The sequence below is a fragment of the Flavobacterium weaverense genome (assembly GCF_003688495.1).
Lineage (GTDB): Bacteria > Bacteroidota > Bacteroidia > Flavobacteriales > Flavobacteriaceae > Flavobacterium > Flavobacterium weaverense.
In genome coordinates, this window is the sequence record NZ_REFH01000007.1 from 88,080 (window position 1) to 104,263 (window position 16,184).

15 protein-coding genes and 1 pseudogene are annotated in these 16,184 nt (G+C 32.8%); 9 read left to right on the forward strand and 7 right to left on the reverse strand.

Going from position 1 to position 16,184, the window contains the following annotated elements:
- Positions 1–432, forward strand: coding sequence for a deoxycytidylate deaminase (locus tag BC961_RS00395; protein WP_121923889.1), 432 nt, complete (start codon positions 1–3; stop codon positions 430–432).
- 69 nt (positions 433–501) lie between these two features.
- Positions 502–2,070, forward strand: a pseudogene (locus BC961_RS00400) (S41 family peptidase).
- Between the two features lie 229 nt (positions 2,071–2,299).
- Here BC961_RS00400 and BC961_RS00405 read toward each other — a convergent pair.
- From BC961_RS00405 to BC961_RS00415, 3 genes are all read right to left on the reverse strand, one after another.
- Positions 2,300–2,905, reverse strand: a complete 606-nt coding sequence (locus tag BC961_RS00405) for an FAD-dependent oxidoreductase (protein ID WP_121923890.1) — start codon at positions 2,903–2,905, stop codon at positions 2,300–2,302.
- 5 nt (positions 2,906–2,910) lie between these two features.
- Positions 2,911–3,111 carry a hypothetical protein gene (locus tag BC961_RS00410; RefSeq protein ID WP_121923891.1) on the reverse strand — a complete coding sequence of 67 codons (201 nt, stop codon included), beginning with the start codon at positions 3,109–3,111 and terminating at the stop codon, positions 2,911–2,913.
- Between the two features lie 117 nt (positions 3,112–3,228).
- Positions 3,229–3,807, reverse strand: a complete 579-nt coding sequence (locus tag BC961_RS00415) for a MarC family protein (RefSeq protein WP_121923892.1) — start codon at positions 3,805–3,807, stop codon at positions 3,229–3,231.
- 595 nt (positions 3,808–4,402) lie between these two features.
- Here BC961_RS00415 and BC961_RS00420 point away from each other — a divergent pair.
- From BC961_RS00420 to BC961_RS00440, 5 genes are all read left to right on the forward strand, one after another.
- Positions 4,403–4,975, forward strand: coding sequence for a DUF3109 family protein (locus BC961_RS00420; protein WP_121923893.1), 573 nt, complete (start codon positions 4,403–4,405; stop codon positions 4,973–4,975).
- 256 nt (positions 4,976–5,231) lie between these two features.
- The gene (locus BC961_RS00425; RefSeq protein WP_121923894.1) at positions 5,232–6,209 is read left to right on the forward strand and encodes a ribonucleotide-diphosphate reductase subunit beta; all 978 of its coding nucleotides are present in this window, start codon (positions 5,232–5,234) and stop codon (positions 6,207–6,209) included.
- Between the two features lie 325 nt (positions 6,210–6,534).
- A complete protein-coding gene (locus BC961_RS00430; protein WP_121924489.1) occupies positions 6,535–8,949 on the forward strand; it encodes a ribonucleoside-diphosphate reductase subunit alpha in 2,415 nt (804 codons plus the stop codon).
- 160 nt (positions 8,950–9,109) lie between these two features.
- Positions 9,110–10,132 (forward strand): toll/interleukin-1 receptor domain-containing protein, encoded by a 1,023-nt coding sequence (locus BC961_RS00435; protein WP_121923895.1) that lies wholly within the window; start codon positions 9,110–9,112, stop codon positions 10,130–10,132.
- Between the two features lie 161 nt (positions 10,133–10,293).
- Entirely contained in the window at positions 10,294–11,040 is a 747-nt protein-coding gene (locus BC961_RS00440; protein WP_121923896.1) for a hypothetical protein, read from the forward strand.
- Between the two features lie 75 nt (positions 11,041–11,115).
- On the opposite strand, the gene BC961_RS00445 is transcribed toward BC961_RS00440, so the two are convergent.
- The 3 genes from BC961_RS00445 to BC961_RS00455 all read right to left on the reverse strand — a co-directional run bounded on the left by BC961_RS00445 (position 11,116) and on the right by BC961_RS00455 (position 12,506).
- On the reverse strand, positions 11,116–11,415 hold the full coding sequence (locus BC961_RS00445; RefSeq protein ID WP_121923897.1) for a type II toxin-antitoxin system RelE/ParE family toxin: 300 nt from the start codon (positions 11,413–11,415) through the stop codon (positions 11,116–11,118).
- Entirely contained in the window at positions 11,415–11,660 is a 246-nt protein-coding gene (locus tag BC961_RS00450; RefSeq protein WP_121924490.1) for a type II toxin-antitoxin system ParD family antitoxin, read from the reverse strand. Before BC961_RS00450 ends, BC961_RS00445 begins: the two co-directional genes overlap by 1 nt.
- A 147-nt stretch (positions 11,661–11,807) precedes the next feature.
- Positions 11,808–12,506 carry a carbohydrate-binding family 9-like protein gene (locus tag BC961_RS00455; RefSeq protein ID WP_121923898.1) on the reverse strand — a complete coding sequence of 233 codons (699 nt, stop codon included), beginning with the start codon at positions 12,504–12,506 and terminating at the stop codon, positions 11,808–11,810.
- A gap of 259 nt (positions 12,507–12,765) precedes the next feature.
- Between BC961_RS00455 and BC961_RS00460 the strand changes: the two genes are divergently transcribed.
- Positions 12,766–13,113 carry a hypothetical protein gene (locus BC961_RS00460; protein WP_121923899.1) on the forward strand — a complete coding sequence of 116 codons (348 nt, stop codon included), beginning with the start codon at positions 12,766–12,768 and terminating at the stop codon, positions 13,111–13,113.
- A 173-nt stretch (positions 13,114–13,286) separates the two neighbouring features.
- On the forward strand, positions 13,287–13,760 hold the full coding sequence (locus tag BC961_RS00465) for an RDD family protein (RefSeq protein WP_121923900.1): 474 nt from the start codon (positions 13,287–13,289) through the stop codon (positions 13,758–13,760).
- 68 nt (positions 13,761–13,828) lie between these two features.
- On the opposite strand, the gene metE is transcribed toward BC961_RS00465, so the two are convergent.
- Entirely contained in the window at positions 13,829–16,153 is a 2,325-nt protein-coding gene (metE, locus tag BC961_RS00470) for a 5-methyltetrahydropteroyltriglutamate--homocysteine S-methyltransferase (RefSeq protein WP_121923901.1), read from the reverse strand.
- Between the last annotated feature and the right edge of the window lie 31 nt (positions 16,154–16,184).

Consider the following 16,184-nt stretch of genomic DNA (forward strand, 5'->3'; position numbering starts at 1 on the left):
ATGAGCAAAAAAAAATTAAATAAATACGATAAAGCATATCTTCGAATTGCTAAAGAATGGAGTCTGTTATCGTATTGTAAGCGCAAGCAAGTAGGTGCGATTATTGTTCGTGATCGAATGATAATATCAGATGGTTATAATGGAACTCCCTCTGGTTTCGAAAACTGTTGTGAGGATGAAGAAGGTTTAACGCGTTGGGATGTCTTGCATGCAGAAGCTAATGCAATATTAAAAGTGGCAAAATCAACACAGTCATGTGAAGGAGCTACTTTATATATCACACTTTCGCCTTGCAAAGAATGTAGTAAACTGATTCATCAATCTGGTATAAAAAGAGTGGTGTATCATAATGGATATCGAGATGATTCAGGAATTCAATTCTTGATCAAAGCGGGAGTAGAAGTAGAGCATATTCCTGTATTAGAGGAATAAAAGCAATCGTGAGTTTTGAATTTTTAAACAAACTTTTATTCGTACAGTATGAAAAAATTAAATCTTTAAATGAAATTGAACAATAAATACTTCCCTATTCTTTTATTTTCAGCACTCGCTTTGGGGGTTGTGTTAGGTGGTATGTTGAATTTCCCAAACACGTCAGAATACTTAGTAAAAAACAATTCTAAGAGTAAACTCAATAAGCTTATCGATTTTATTGACAAGGAATACGTTGATAATGTCAACACAGATTCTATTGTAAATTTAACTGTTGATAATATTCTTGCAAAGCTAGATCCACATTCTGTTTACATGCCTGCTAGTGAACAACTTCAAATTGCAGAAAGCATGAAGGGGAATTTTGTTGGGATTGGAGTTAATTTTTACATGTATAAAGATTCTGTTGCGGTTATAAAACCAGTTGCTAACGGCCCTTCGGCGAAAGCAGGAATCGAGTCTGGTGACCGAATCTTATATGCAGATAAAACTAAATTATTCGGACGAAAATTACCCAGCGACAGCTTATTTTCTAAGTTGAAAGGAACAATTGGTTCAGATATCGAACTTACTATTTATAGAAAATCTGAGGATAAAAAATTAAAAATTAAAATTAGAAGAGATGTCATTCCTATAAAGAGTGTCGATGTTGCATTGCTTTTAGACCAAAACACGGGTTATATAAAAATTAATCGATTTGCCGAAACTACCTATAAGGAGTTTATGGAAGGTTTAATAAAATTGAAAAAAGAGGGTGCAAAATCACTTGTGATTGATGTTCGTGATAATGGCGGTGGCTACATGGAGGAAGCAATTGCTATTGCTGATGAATTATTACCAAACAAGCAATTAATCGTTTTTACTAAAAATAAAAACGGCAATGTAGATAAAACATTTGCTACTGAAAAAGGTAGTTTTGAAAAAGGCAATGTGTTTGTTTTACTGAATGAGAACAGCGCTTCGGCTAGTGAAATTTTAGCGGGAGCAATTCAAGATAATGATCGGGGAACTATTGTCGGTCGTCGCTCTTTTGGAAAAGGATTAGTACAACGCGAAATGGATTTTGCAGATGGTTCAGCCGTGCGATTGACTATTGCGAGATATTACACGCCAACTGGCCGTTCGATTCAAAAACCGTACACTAAAGGGAATGAAGCTTATTTTAAAGAAACAGATTCTCGTTTTACTAACGGCGAACTCTATGAAAAAGACAGTATTAAAGTTGAAGATAATATAAAATTCAAAACTAAAAAAGGTAAAGTTGTCTATGGCGGAGGCGGTATTGTACCGGACGTATTTGTTCCACTTGAATTAGAGCATGGAAATGAAGGGACCGCTTACTTGCTACAATCAGGAATTGTGGGAAATTTTGCTTTCGAACAATTGGATAAAAATAGAAGGGTGTTTAAAGGATTGACTTTCGAACAGTTTCAAGAAAAAATGACTGCGACGGATGTATATTTCAATGCTTTCCAGAAATTCATTTTCGGCAATGGACTGGACTTGAATTTTGGAAAAAGCAAAGCAGTTGTAAAGCGTTTCCTTACCGCAGAGTTTGCGAGATAACTTTATGGAGAATCATACTATTACGACATCATATTAAAGGAGGACGCGATGATAAAAGCAGTTTTGAAGTAAATTCAAGTTAACTACTCCATGAAAAGTAAGTATCTAGGAATGACGGTCAGTGAACGTCTTTAACTAAGAGAATTAATCACTTATCTTGATTTTTATTTAAAAATAAGAAGACGTTGAAGAAATTATAACTATCTCACTAAAAGTCGAATTATAGGAAAGTTCAATTTCGGAACGTGTGAATAGTTTAATTCTTTTGATTCGAAGGTAAGTTTGTTTATATTAATAGAAACTATCGAATACTATCATGAGCATGAGTTTGTACACCGTTGTTCCACAAAGTAAGAATGTCAGTTGCAACAGCTGCTCCACTTCCGGCTGCAATTGCTAATTGACTTCTCCAGCCCGCTAAAGTTCCCATCACATAAATGCCTTCTGCGATTTTATGGTCGTTGTTTCTTAACTGAATTCTGTTTTTCTCAGGAAGTGATTTTTGATGTGGTTCGATATACTGCATTAAACCTTCGATTGCAAAAGTGTTAGCAGCGCCAATACCTATTACAACTATTTTAGTTTTGTAAGCGGACTTATTTGTTGTGACAGTAAATTCTGGAAATTCTCCTTCGATTTTAAGTACTTTTTCTTGAGGAATTTGAGAAATGTGCGGATAGCTTGTAGAAAGTTGAGATACGCTTTCTCCTAGTAATTCAGAACCTAATTTACCAGCCGGAATTCCGTATGCATTATTGAATATTGCTTCTTGTAATGAAGATATTTTTTGATGGGTGAATATGCCAATTATCTTGTCAGATACAAAGGGTTTCTTTTTTGCGGATCCCAAAACTAAAGCGCATGACATTCCTGAAACACCACCACCAATGATTAATACATCAAACATAACGATTACTTTCCGTTAGTTTTCTCTTCGATTCTTTTAGAAACTTTAAAAATCAGTAAAATCATTACTGCGCAAAAAGAAGCTGCTATTCCAATAAAAGCAACAACGCTATCTCCTTGAAATGGATTTCTAAAGTCAAGTAAAGTAACATTAAATATGATTAAAGCGATTGCTAAAAGCACCAATATGTTAATAAAAATTTTCATAATATGTTATTATTTTAAAAGTAACAGATAACTGATTTTATACTCAAATCAGAACTCTAAGAAAGTCTAAATTGTTTTATTGTATAACATTAGGGAGTAAATTTAGGTAAATTTATTTTAGACAAACAAACCTTTAACATTCGCAGCGAATAATTTAACAGCTATGGCAAGCAATACAACTCCAAAAGTCTTTCTGATGACTCCAAGTCCGTTTTTTCCTAGCATTCTTTCAATTTTCGAAGAGGATTTAAGGACCACATATACCAATATAATGTTTAGAATAATAGCGATAACAATATTTGCGGTGTGGAATTGAGAACGCAATGACAGTAATGTTGTCATTGTTCCTGCACCTGCAATAAGCGGAAATGCGATAGGTACAATCGAGGCGGAACTAGCTTCTTCATCTCTGTAAATTCGGATTCCTAAAATCATTTCCAATGCTAAAAAGAATAAAACAAAAGAACCTGCAACAGCAAATGAATTGACATCAATTCCTATCACTTTTAAAAGCTCTTCCCCTACAAAAAGGAAAGTAATCATAATTACTGCAGAAACTATAGATGCTTTTTCAGATTCTATAATCCCGAATTTAGCTCTTAATCCAATGATAATTGGAATAGATCCAATGATATCAATTACGGCAAAAAGCACCATTCCTACAGTAATAATTTCTTTGATGTCTAATCCTAACATAGCTTTTAATTTTTTGCAAAAGTATTGAATTAAGTTTGGTTGTGGGCTATGTTAGTTTTTAATTTCTGTTGAAATTTCCTATTACGTTTTAAGTATCATCTGTACTTGAGTTGACGTCTAACTATATGATGTTCAAGGAGTAGATTTAATTGTTAGTTTTAAAGTAGGTAAAAAGATGGTGTGCGTTTTAGCAATAGTGTTTTTGTTTCTACTTGCTATAAATGTATAAGCATAGATCTAAAATGAATTGTCTAGAAAAATTTAGGAAAAAGTGCTTTAAAAACGATTTCTTTCTTACGCTGTTAAAAGATTCATTTTTAGATTTATTTCGAATTAAAAAAGAATACGGATAAAAGTGTTTGAAAATATTTAGAGTTAATGTGCAAATTTTGAAAAAGAAGTATAAAATGAACGATTAAAAAATAGAAGTTGGATTAATGACTGCGCAATAATTAAAATTGATAAAAAGTATAAATTCATTTATTAAATCCCATGATCAATTCATGTAGTTTGGTTATCAATGGATTCTGTTTTTGTTTTGGAATTTATGATTTGCTGAGGTGCTTCATTGGATAACTTTGAATACCTTTGCAAAATGTTTCAACTAGGAAAAACCATCGTATCAGAAGACTTGCTCGAAAAAGATTTTGTATGCAATTTGACCGCTTGTAAAGGCGCTTGCTGTGTAGACGGCGACGCTGGAGCGCCATTAAGTCTTGAGGAAACTCTAATCCTCGAATCTATTTATCCAAAAGTAAAACCATTCTTGCGCAAAGAGGGAATTGCTGCTATTGAAGCGCAAGGGACTTGGGTAACAGGTGTAGATGGCGAACTTGAAACACCATTAATTGACGATAAGGATTGTGCTTATGTTATGTTTGATGGTAAAACTGCTTTGTGCGGTATCGAACAAGCCTACAATCAGGGAATCATTGACTGGAAAAAACCAGTTTCCTGTCATTTATATCCCGTACGTGTAAAAGATTTCACTGAGTTTGCTGCCGTTAATTATGACAAATGGGATATTTGTGATCCTGCTTGCTCATTAGGTCAAGAACTCGAAGTTCCAGTGTACAAGTTTGTAAAAGAAGCACTAATTCGTAAATTCGGTGAAGACTGGTATATGGAATTAGAACAAGTTGCCCAAGACTTGAAAAACCAAAAATAAAAATAAACTTTACTGTGTTATTTTAAATCTCAAAATTCTATATTTTGCGGTGCTTCACACTTGCGCCTCTATTTTAAGTATTTGATAGTCAGTATTTTAGAAAACATAAGAAAAATATTTGTAATTCTGTCCTTTGTTCAAAACTAGGGCTGATTGTGGATAAGTTTGGCTTTTAATTATGGCAATATTTCACAACCTTTGTAAAGCTGAAAAAGTATTAATTTTCATTAAACGGATAAAAAAATAAACACTCACAATGACACATCTAGAGCCAATCTTACAAGAGAATAAAAATCGTTTCGTAATTTTCCCTATCAAACATCATGATATTTGGGAGTTTTATAAATCAATGGAAGCTAGTTTTTGGACTGCTGAGGAAATTGATTTATCTCAGGATTTAAATGACTGGAATAATAAATTGAATGATGACGAAAGGTATTTTATAAAACATATTCTTGCGTTTTTTGCTGCTTCGGATGGAATTGTGAATGAGAATTTAGCGGAAAACTTCGTGAATGAAGTGCAATATGCCGAAGCTAAATTTTTCTATGGTTTCCAAATCATGATGGAGAACATCCATAGTGAAACCTATTCTCTATTAATTGACACGTACGTGAAAGATGAAGCAGAGAAAGATGATTTATTTAATGCTTTAGAGGTTTTTCCAGCGATTAGAAAAAAAGCAGACTGGGCTTTAAAATGGATCGAGTCGGATTCTTTTGCTGAGCGTTTAATTGCTTTTGCAGCGGTTGAAGGAATTTTCTTTTCAGGAGCATTTTGTTCTATTTTCTGGTTGAAAAAACGTGGATTAATGCCAGGATTAACTTTCTCTAACGAGTTAATTTCTCGTGATGAAGGTGTTCACTGTGACTTTGCAGTGCATTTACACAACCACCACTTAGTAAATAAAGTTCCAAAAGAAAGAATTAGAAGTATCATTGTTGACGCTTTGAATATTGAAAGAGAATTTATTACCGAATCACTTCCTGCGAGTTTGATAGGAATGAATGCGGTATTGATGACTCAATATTTAGAGTTTGTTGCGGATAGATTATTAGTGGAACTAGGTTGTGAAAGAGAATACAATACTTCAAACCCATTTGATTTTATGGACATGATTTCACTTCAAGGAAAAACAAACTTCTTTGAAAAGAAAGTTGCTGAATATCAAAAATCGGGTGTGATGAACACTGATGTTGATGCTCAAAAAATATCTTTTGACGCTGACTTTTAGTCGATAGCCACAAAGACGCTAAGCCGCAAAGAAAAATATTGTGTTTTTCTAAAGTTTTTAAAGTTAAAATTTTCATTTCCAAAGGTTACATCTTGATTTTAGACTGAATTTCTCCCTGCTACTGAAGCTTTAGCCCAGATAGTAGTGGAAATCCTTTATCTTTTTTTTGAAAAAAAAAGATAAAGATTGCAGCGGATAGCTGGAAACAGCTCCAAAAAAAAATGAGGAAAAGATGTGCTGTTACAATGCTTCTTTCCTCGCAACAATTTACAAACAAACAAAAATAGCAAAGGGATTTGTTGTTTTAAAAAAACCAAAAAAAATTATGTACGTAGTAAAAAGAGACGGTCGCAAAGAGCCTGTAATGTTTGACAAAATCACAGATAGAATTAAAAAGCTATGCTATGGTTTGAATGATTTGGTAGATGCTGTAAAGGTAGCCATGCGAGTGATTGAAGGACTTTATGACGGAGTTTCTACGTCGGAATTAGATAATTTAGCAGCTGAAACTGCGGCTTCGATGACGATTGCGCATCCTGATTATGCACAATTAGCTGCAAGAATCGCGATTTCAAATTTGCATTCGAATACAAAAAAGGCTTTCTCGGAAACAATGAACGATATGTTTCATTATGTAAATCCAAGAAATGGTCAAGACGCTCCTTTATTATCAGAGGAAGTGCATAAAGTGATTATGGACAATGCGGAATTTTTAGATTCGCATATTATATACAATAGAGATTTCAACTACGATTATTTTGGTTTTAAAACACTAGAGCGTTCGTATTTGCTTAAAATAAACGGTAAAATTGTAGAGCGTCCGCAACATATGTTAATGCGTGTATCGGTTGGAATTCACTTAAATGATTTGGATTCAGTGATTGAAACCTACGACTTAATGTCTAAAAAATTCTTCACGCACGCTACACCAACATTGTTCAACGCAGGAACTCCAAAACCGCAAATGTCTTCTTGCTTTCTATTAGCGATGCAAGATGATAGCATTGACGGAATTTACGATACATTGAAACAAACCGCTAAAATCTCGCAATCAGCGGGTGGAGTTGGTTTGTCAATTCATAACGTTCGTGCAACTGGATCTTACATTCGTGGAACTAATGGAACTTCAAACGGGATTGTTCCTATGTTGAGAGTTTTTAATGACACGGCAAGATATGTAGATCAAGGTGGTGGAAAACGTAAAGGTAGTTTTGCGATTTACATCGAAACTTGGCATGCTGATATTTTCGAATTCCTAGATTTGAAAAAGAATACTGGAAAAGAAGAAATGCGTGCTAGAGATTTATTCTTCGCGATGTGGACTTCTGATTTGTTCATGAAGCGTGTGCAAGATGATAGTTACTGGACGTTGATGTGTCCTAACGAATGTCCTGGTTTATATGATGTACATGGTGAGGAATTTGAAGCAATGTACATCGATTATGAAAAAGCGGGGAAAGGTAGAAAAACCATCAAAGCACATGAATTGTGGGAGAAAATTCTAGAATCGCAAATCGAAACTGGGACGCCATACATGTTGTATAAAGATGCAGTCAATAGAAAATCAAACCAGAAAAATCTAGGTACCATTCGTTCATCGAATTTGTGTACAGAGATTATGGAGTTTACTTCTAAAGATGAAATCGCGGTTTGTAACCTAGCGTCTCTTTCGTTACCAATGTTTGTAGATGGTAAGAAATTCGACCACGACATGTTGTACACGGTGACGAAACGCGTAACAAGAAACTTAAATAAAGTTATTGATAGAAATTATTATCCTGTAATTGAAGGAGAAAATTCTAATAAACGCCACAGACCTATTGGTCTTGGAGTACAAGGATTAGCAGATGCATTTATTATGTTGCGTTTGCCTTTTACATCTGACGAAGCTAAAAAGCTGAATCAAGAAATTTTTGAAACGCTTTATTTTGCTGCTGTAACTGCTTCTATGGAAATGGCAAAAGAAGAAGGTCCGTATTCAACTTTCGCAGGATCGCCAATGTCTCAAGGGGAATTCCAGTACAATATGTGGGGAATGAAAGATGAGGATTTATCAGGTCGTTGGGATTGGGCTTCTTTGAGAAAAGAAGTAATGGAACACGGTGTGCGTAACTCGTTATTAGTGGCGCCTATGCCTACAGCTTCAACTTCTCAAATTTTGGGTAACAACGAAGCATTTGAACCGTATACTTCTAATGTGTATACACGAAGAGTACTTTCAGGTGAGTTTATTGTGGTAAATAAGCATTTATTGCATGATTTAGTAGAGCGTGGCTTGTGGAACGAAACTTTGAAACAAGAATTAATGCGTAATAACGGATCGGTTCAAGATTTGAATATTCCGCAAGATCTGAAAGAATTGTACAAAACAGTTTGGGAAATGTCAATGAAAGATATTATTGATATGTCACGTCAACGTGGGTATTTTGTAGATCAATCACAATCATTGAACTTGTTTATGCAAAACGCAAATTACTCTAAATTGACTTCGATGCATTTCTATGCATGGCAATCTGGATTGAAAACAGGAATGTATTATTTGAGAACAAAAGCTGCGGTTGATGCGATTAAATTTACATTAAACAACGATAAAAAAGCAGAACCTATCCAAGAAGAACCAAAACCTATTCAAGTTGCAGTTCCTGCTGCTCAAGTAGAAATGAGCTCAGAAGAATACAGAACGATGATCGAAATGGCCAGAAATTCTGATCCTGATGATTGCGAAATGTGTGGATCTTAATTTCACACCTTTCAAGAACGACGATTTTATATTTTTAGAAAACTGCCGTTCTCCTTATTGTGAGGAGAATGGCTTTTTTTTTGAGAATTTTTCAAAAATTTTAAATCTGGCATGTTCACTTACTTATTAATATTTATAAATTATTTAAAATATAAAAAAAATGAAAATTTTTATATCTCATGCTTCTGCTAATAAAGAATATGGCGATTTATTTGTTGAATTGTTAAGAGGAATAGGATTGAATGAGCATGAGATTGTTTATACAAGCAACGTTGCATACGGCATTCCAATTGGTCAAAATATTTTTAGTTGGCTAAAATCGCAAATAATTAAAAAGCCATTTGTTTTATATTTACTCTCAAAGGAATATTATTCAAGTGTTGCTTGTTTAAATGAAATGGGAGCTGCATGGATTGTTGAAAATGAACATGCTGTTATTTTTAAGTCGAATTTTGATGTTAATAGCAAAGAATTTCAAAATGGTGCTCTAGATCCTAGAAAAATCGGATTTCGTATTAATGATGAAGATAGATTACTTTCATTTATTCATCAGTTAGGTTCTAATTTTACAATTTCAAAAAACTCGGTAATTATTAACCAAAGATTAAAATACTTCTTAAGTCAAATAAAGTTATTGGAAATAGAGGACAAATCAAATAATGAATCATTCGGTGTTTTAGAAACTCCAAATGGAGTTAAAACAAAACAAAATATTGAAAATGAAAATGATTCAATATTTAAACCACAAATTATAGAAAAGAAAATAGACGAAGTAAGAAGTGGTATTTATCCAAAATTTGTTGATGAAATTATAGCTGGGAAATTAAAGGATGAAGAATTAATACTTTTAAGCTATATTATAGAGACTAGCAAGGTTAAATTAATGACTGGATGGCAAGAAGAAAATGAGCTTCGTAGCATAAAAGAATGGGAAAGAACTAATAAAATAAATAAAACACTATACAATAATTATGGTGCGGTAATTAGAAGATTTGATTTGCGTGGTTACACAGAAGTTTCTGCAGTGACTAGTGGCGGAAATCCTAAAGAAGTAAAATTAAAAGATGATATTGAATCCAATATTTTAGATCTTCCGAAAGTAATTTTGGATCTTTTAGATGATGTTTTAAACAAATATAAAGTTAGCGAAGCACAGAAAGAAAATGATGTTTTGCCATTTTAAATATAGATTGCATTGAAAGGACATCTCTAGTGCTCATAAAATAAACAAGCTAAAGCCAAAAGAAAGTCCCTAAAAAGACTTTCTTTTGGCACTATAACTTTTTCAGCAATAACGAAAGAATTTATTTAAATTTACTCTACATCTTTTTTAAAACTTCTCAAATGAAAATAAACAAACTACTTCTAATAGCTTTAGTAATTTCTAATCTTTGCATGGCACAGCAATATGATGGAGTTAAAATAGAAAAAAGCAAAGTAGATAAGAATAATGTTATTTATCAAATTGGTAAAACATTTATGTATTCTTATTCTATTCAAAAGAATGAAAATAGATATTTTCTCGTCAATAATACAGAAGACAGTTTAACTACGAACGAGTTGGACAAAAATAAAATTGATGCTATTAAAATTTCCGTTATAAAACCAAAGATGTTTCAAAGGACAAATAAAAATCAAACTGAAATCCGCTATAATTTTGAACCCAATCCTCAATCTTGGAGTTCAACTGGCGTAGTTGAAAATAAAGAAAATGTTTGGATTCATCCTCCCAGAATGGGATTTTTAAATGCATTAGAAACCTGTCCCTTCCCTTATATTAAATTAAATAAACCTGTTGGATATACTTGGACTGACAAGATGAGCATTGGCGATCATTGGTCAAACAAACAATGGGGAGAATGGAAAGGTAGACTTCTTCTAGATTATACTTATGAAATTGTAGGGAAAGAAGCAATCAAAGCTAGTCTTGGAAGTTTAGATTGTTATAAAATTGAGTCTACTGCAAAATCTAATATTGGAGAAAGTAAATTGGTGTCTTACTATAACAATAAATATGGTTTTGTAAAACTAGAATATACTTTAATGACAGGAACCCAGATTGAAATTAATTTAGTTGAAGTTAGTGAGTAATCGTAATTGCTAAAAAGCTTTACTGTTACTTTTATGTAGACTTTTTTATGTAAAATAAAATAGGAAAAGAAATACTTATTCCGTTAATCTACTTCCAATCTCCATTCTTTCGTGTAAGATTCTAATGACTTCAATTTCGTTCATTTTATCTTTTTTAAAGAAAATTAAATGCGATTTTACTTTAGAACATTTATACGATTTTCGAATTTTACCAAAGTCGCGAGCCATATCAAAATTATTAACGATGTATTCAATCTCGTCAAAAATTAAGTTATAATATCTGTCTGCTTGTGCAACAGACCAATTTTCGGCTGTGTAAATCCAGATGTTATTAATGTCTTCTACTGCCTTTTCACTAATTACATATTCTGACATTATTTTTGAAAATTAGCTTTAAGCATTTCAAGATTTTTGTCACGATCAAAATTCCTAATTTTAGTACTCTTTTCTCCAACTTTTAGTTCGTGGATCAGCGATTTTGTTTTGTTTTCTTCCTGCTCGAAAACTCTTAATGCAGTTCTAACCACTTCACTAACTGAACTATATTTCCCTGTAGAAATTTGTTCATTAATAAAATTTTCAAAATAGTCTCCTAATAATATTGAAGTATTTCGTGCCATAATTTTTTTATCAAAGATACCAATAATTGGTATTAAATTCAAATTCCTTCTTTTTTTAAAAGAGTTAATTGATGGAAAATATTTTCTAGAATCTATTAATAATATAGTCACACTCTCTCTCTCTCTCTCTCTCTCTTTTTAATCCCATCACTTCACAAATTGTAATTCTGCGAATTCGGCTGGTTGATGAAAACCATGTTTTTTGCTTTGGTACTGTTTTAACGATTGATATTCTTTGTTTTGTCCGTAGTCAATTCGAAATAAATTTCCTTTCCAAGTAGTTCCAATTTTTGGAGTTTTAAAATCACCATTTGTAATTTCGTTTAAACTCGAGAAAGGAATAGCAATTTCAACGGAATAGCCAGAATCAGTTATTTTAGAAGCTGTTTGCAATCCTTTTATACTAATTGATAAATTAGATTTTCGTTTTGCGCAATCACTTCTAATACATTGAATAAGGACATCGTAATTACTGCTGAAAGCATTTACTCCAATTTCAATATAACTTTTAACTTCCGCAATTGGACTAATAAAAATCTCCACTAAATCATCAGTTTCAAACAGATGAGAATCTTGCTTCCTCGCTTTGCCTATAATTTCAGAATCCATACACTTGTAAGCGATATATAAAAAGTTTTTATCCCAAGAAAGAGAGGCAACGGTTGATTGCTTTGCTTTATCTCCAGAGTTATGAATCACAAATTCCTTCGAGAAAGGGCTGTGCCAGTCGGATAAATTACCATCAATAATTATAGGCTGCTTTGTCTTATGAATTAGAAGAGCTTGTGATTTAATTTGCTGCACTGTGCAAACTAATAGGAAGAAAACAATACTATTAAATTTCATTTTTATTGAAGTAGGTTAATCTGATGAGAGCTTTTAAAATAGGGAGCTTCTGCGCTATTATCGGCAGTTCAAATATATCTGTTTTCTGTAGAAGTAATTTATTTAAGTTTAAAAGAGTTGTTATACTTAATCCATTTTATTTTTTGGATAGCAAGTATTACAGTCCTACTCATATTTGAATTTCATAAATCTCTATTAAAATAGTGTAAACATAAAGCGCTCAACCTGAGATATATTTGTAACATCAAAGGATGTAATTATGAAAGCAATTCAATATACTACAAAAGTAAGCACGAATATTTTACGTTTATTTTATTCAACGTGTACCAATGATTTAGTTATTAATTCTAAACAAGCAAGTGTGATCGAGGATTTCCTTTTAGCATTTTGCATAGAATTTAATCGTTTGTTTATTGCGGATAGTCTTGTGATGAATCTTTTGCAAAAGCATTGTATTGCAAAAGCTAAGATGTGTATTGATAACATTAAACAGGTTTGTAAAGATAATTTTCTAGAAGATAGAAATGCTGTACTTGAATTTTTCAGTACAAATGAAAATTATAGTATTTTAAATAAAATGCGATTATTTGAAAAAACGAGTACTTAAAACCTCGTTTTTTGAAAGCGTCTTTTTACAATCCATAAAAATAAAATTGTTTAAGTTTTAAGCATATTTACATTAAGAATACCAACTCCTTTTCTTACTAATCCCATATTTAATCACTATATTTGAGAAAGTCGCATCATATAATAGAGGCTTTTCTAAACTAAAAAACAAAAATGGAAACTAAAGAATTTATGATTACCGACGATTTATTAGCTTCTAAAGGACAACGGTTCCTAAACATGATTATCGATTTATTTATTGTTTATGTTTTGACAATGGGTATTGGCGCAGCCATAAATATTCTAGGAGAAGTTACCGGAAATTTCAAATTATCAGAGTGGATTATCTCTTTAACGCTAGTTGAAAATATACTTTTTGGAGTGGTAGTTTTGTTCTTTTACTATTTAATTATGGAAACGTATTTGTCTAGAACATTTGGAAAATATTTTACTAAAACAATTGTAGTCAAGCATAATGGTACGAAACCAAAGGTAAAAAGTACTGTAATTCGAACTTTAGTTCGTTTAATTCCCATCGAGGCATTCACTTTTCTTAATGATGATGCAAGAGGATGGCACGATACTTTATCAGTAACCTATGTTGTAAATAAACATGAGTTTATGACAAAAATCAAATCAATCATTTAAGATTTTTTTGGAAGTCAGGAAATACAAAGCCGTAGTAAAAAAATACTACGGCTTTTTTGTATTTAATTTTAAGCAAAAGCATCAGTTTCTACAGCTATTCTCATCTGTTTTGCGGCAGCAACCATTTCAATAAGCGCTTTTTTAGTTTCATCCCAATGTCTGGTTTTTAAACCACAATCAGGATTCACCCACAGTTGATCTATCGGAATTACTGCTGATGCTTTTTCTAGTAATTTAACCATCTCTTCTTTTGCGGGAACGCGTGGAGAATGTATATCATAAACACCAGGTCCAATTTCGTTAGGATATTTAAAATTGGCGAAAGCATCCAATAATTCCATTTGAGAGCGCGAACATTCAATCGTAATTACATCGGCATCCATATCGGCGATATTCTGGATGATATCATTAAATTCGCTGTAGCACATGTGCGTATGGATTTGAGTGTCATCTTGAACTCCGCTTGCTGAAATTCTAAACGCTTTAATCGCCCAGTCTAAATAGTTTGACCATTCTTCTTTGCGCAATGGTAATCCTTCTCTAATGGCTGGCTCGTCGATTTGAATAATTTTTATTCCTGCTTTCTCTAAATCCATTACTTCATCTCTTATTGCTAATGCGATTTGAGTGCAGGTTTCTGATCGAGCTTGATCGTTTCTAACAAAAGACCATTGTAAAATTGTTACTGGACCAGTGAGCATTCCTTTTACCCATTTTGGCGTCAGAGATTGTGCAAATTGCGCCCATTTAACTGTCATAGGATTTGGTCGAGAAACATCTCCATAAATAATTGGTGGTTTTACACAGCGGCTGCCATAACTTTGTACCCAGCCATTTTTTGTAAACGTAAATCCTTCTAATTGCTCTCCAAAATATTCTACCATATCATTGCGCTCAAATTCTCCATGTACTAAAACATCTATACCTGATTCTTCTTGGAAACGAATGGTTTCTTCTGTTTCTTTTTTTAGTAAATCATCATACTGTTGCTGAGTTAATTCTCCTTTTTTAAACTTTGCTCTCCAGCTACGAACCTCAATAGTTTGGGGAAAAGAACCTATAGTTGTTGTGGGAAACAAAGGTAATTTCAAAACCTCAATTTGTTTTTCTCTTCGAATTGAAAAAGGATTTTGCCTGTTATCATCGTTTGTTGTGATACTAGCTACACGGTTTTTAACAGTGTCATTGTGGATTAATTTTGATGATTTTCGGTTTTCGTTAGCTATGATGTTCTCTTGAAAGTGTAATGAATTGGTTGTATTGATTTCATTGTAAGCGAGTTGTTTTAATACGACTACTTCATTTATTTTTTGTTTGGCAAAAGCGAACCACTGCTTAATTTCGGGTGTTAATGTAGCGTCATTACTTTCTAAGTCTAAATCGCATGGACTATGAATAAGTGAACAAGAAGGAGCAATTAATATTCGGTTTGCTCCAAATGCATCTGTCGCTTTTTTTATTAATGCTAATGAATTTTTGAAATCATTTTTCCAGATATTTCTTCCGTCAATTACTCCAAGGGACAGATTTACATGACTTAGTAATTTCCCAGATTCTATAATGTCATCTAACTGTAATTTGCAACGCACTAAATCTAAATGGATCGTATCTACAGGAAGTGCTAAAACGGTTGCTAGGTTTTCTCCAAAACAATCAAAATAATTAGCTAGTATTAATTTTATTTTAGGAAAACGCTTATTTATAGCGTTATAAACATAGGTAATTGCATTTCTTTCCTGATCTGTCAAATTTAAAGCTAGGAAAGGCTCGTCAAATTGAATGTATTCGACATTCTCATTTTGTAGTTTTTCTAGAATGTCAAAGTATACAAGAAGCAAGCGGCCAATAAGATCTATTCTATGAAATCCCTCTTCTTTTTCTTTTCCTAGAAGTAAATAAGAAACAGGACCTATGAGCACGGGTTTAGTTTTGATGCCTAAATCATTAGCTTCCTTAAATTCATCTATTATTTTTTCAGAAAACAATTTGAATTCTTGGTTTTTAGTAAACTCCGGAACGATGTAGTGATAATTCGTATCAAACCACTTGGTCATTTCCATGGCAACAACATCTTGACCGTTTTTTTGAGCACCTCTAGCCATTGCAAAATACAAATCAGTGCTTGAGTTTGTTTTGGAAATTTCTTCATATCTGCTAGGAATTGCTCCTACAGTTAATGATAAATCTAATACTTGGTCATAAAAGGAAAAATCATTTGAAGGTATTAAATCGATTCCGGCGTTTTGTTGCAATTGCCAGTTTTGTTTTCGAATATTTTTCCCTGTAGCTGTAAGTTCTTCTATAGAAATTTTTCCTGCCCAGTAGGATTCACATGCTTTTTTTAACTCTCTGTTGTTGCCAATACGTGGATAACCAAGGTTGTTTGTTTTCATTTTTATTTAGTATTTTTTACTATACAAAGAT

What these genes read in the sequence shown, in the direction of transcription:
- BC961_RS00395 (WP_121923889.1), top strand. Translation starts at nt 1, where the DNA reads ATGAGCAAAAAAAAATTAAATAAATACGATAAAGCATATCTTCGAATT.
- BC961_RS00405 (WP_121923890.1), bottom strand. Translation starts at nt 2,905, where the DNA reads ATGTTTGATGTATTAATCATTGGTGGTGGTGTTTCAGGAATGTCATGC.
- BC961_RS00410 (WP_121923891.1), bottom strand. Translation starts at nt 3,111, where the DNA reads ATGAAAATTTTTATTAACATATTGGTGCTTTTAGCAATCGCTTTAATC.
- BC961_RS00415 (WP_121923892.1), bottom strand. Translation starts at nt 3,807, where the DNA reads ATGTTAGGATTAGACATCAAAGAAATTATTACTGTAGGAATGGTGCTT.
- BC961_RS00420 (WP_121923893.1), top strand. Translation starts at nt 4,403, where the DNA reads ATGTTTCAACTAGGAAAAACCATCGTATCAGAAGACTTGCTCGAAAAA.
- BC961_RS00425 (WP_121923894.1), top strand. Translation starts at nt 5,232, where the DNA reads ATGACACATCTAGAGCCAATCTTACAAGAGAATAAAAATCGTTTCGTA.
- BC961_RS00430 (WP_121924489.1), top strand. Translation starts at nt 6,535, where the DNA reads ATGTACGTAGTAAAAAGAGACGGTCGCAAAGAGCCTGTAATGTTTGAC.
- BC961_RS00435 (WP_121923895.1), top strand. Translation starts at nt 9,110, where the DNA reads ATGAAAATTTTTATATCTCATGCTTCTGCTAATAAAGAATATGGCGAT.
- BC961_RS00440 (WP_121923896.1), top strand. Translation starts at nt 10,294, where the DNA reads ATGAAAATAAACAAACTACTTCTAATAGCTTTAGTAATTTCTAATCTT.
- BC961_RS00445 (WP_121923897.1), bottom strand. Translation starts at nt 11,415, where the DNA reads ATGTCAGAATATGTAATTAGTGAAAAGGCAGTAGAAGACATTAATAAC.
- BC961_RS00450 (WP_121924490.1), bottom strand. Translation starts at nt 11,660, where the DNA reads ATGGCACGAAATACTTCAATATTATTAGGAGACTATTTTGAAAATTTT.
- BC961_RS00455 (WP_121923898.1), bottom strand. Translation starts at nt 12,506, where the DNA reads ATGAAATTTAATAGTATTGTTTTCTTCCTATTAGTTTGCACAGTGCAG.
- BC961_RS00460 (WP_121923899.1), top strand. Translation starts at nt 12,766, where the DNA reads ATGAAAGCAATTCAATATACTACAAAAGTAAGCACGAATATTTTACGT.
- BC961_RS00465 (WP_121923900.1), top strand. Translation starts at nt 13,287, where the DNA reads ATGGAAACTAAAGAATTTATGATTACCGACGATTTATTAGCTTCTAAA.
- metE (WP_121923901.1), bottom strand. Translation starts at nt 16,153, where the DNA reads ATGAAAACAAACAACCTTGGTTATCCACGTATTGGCAACAACAGAGAG.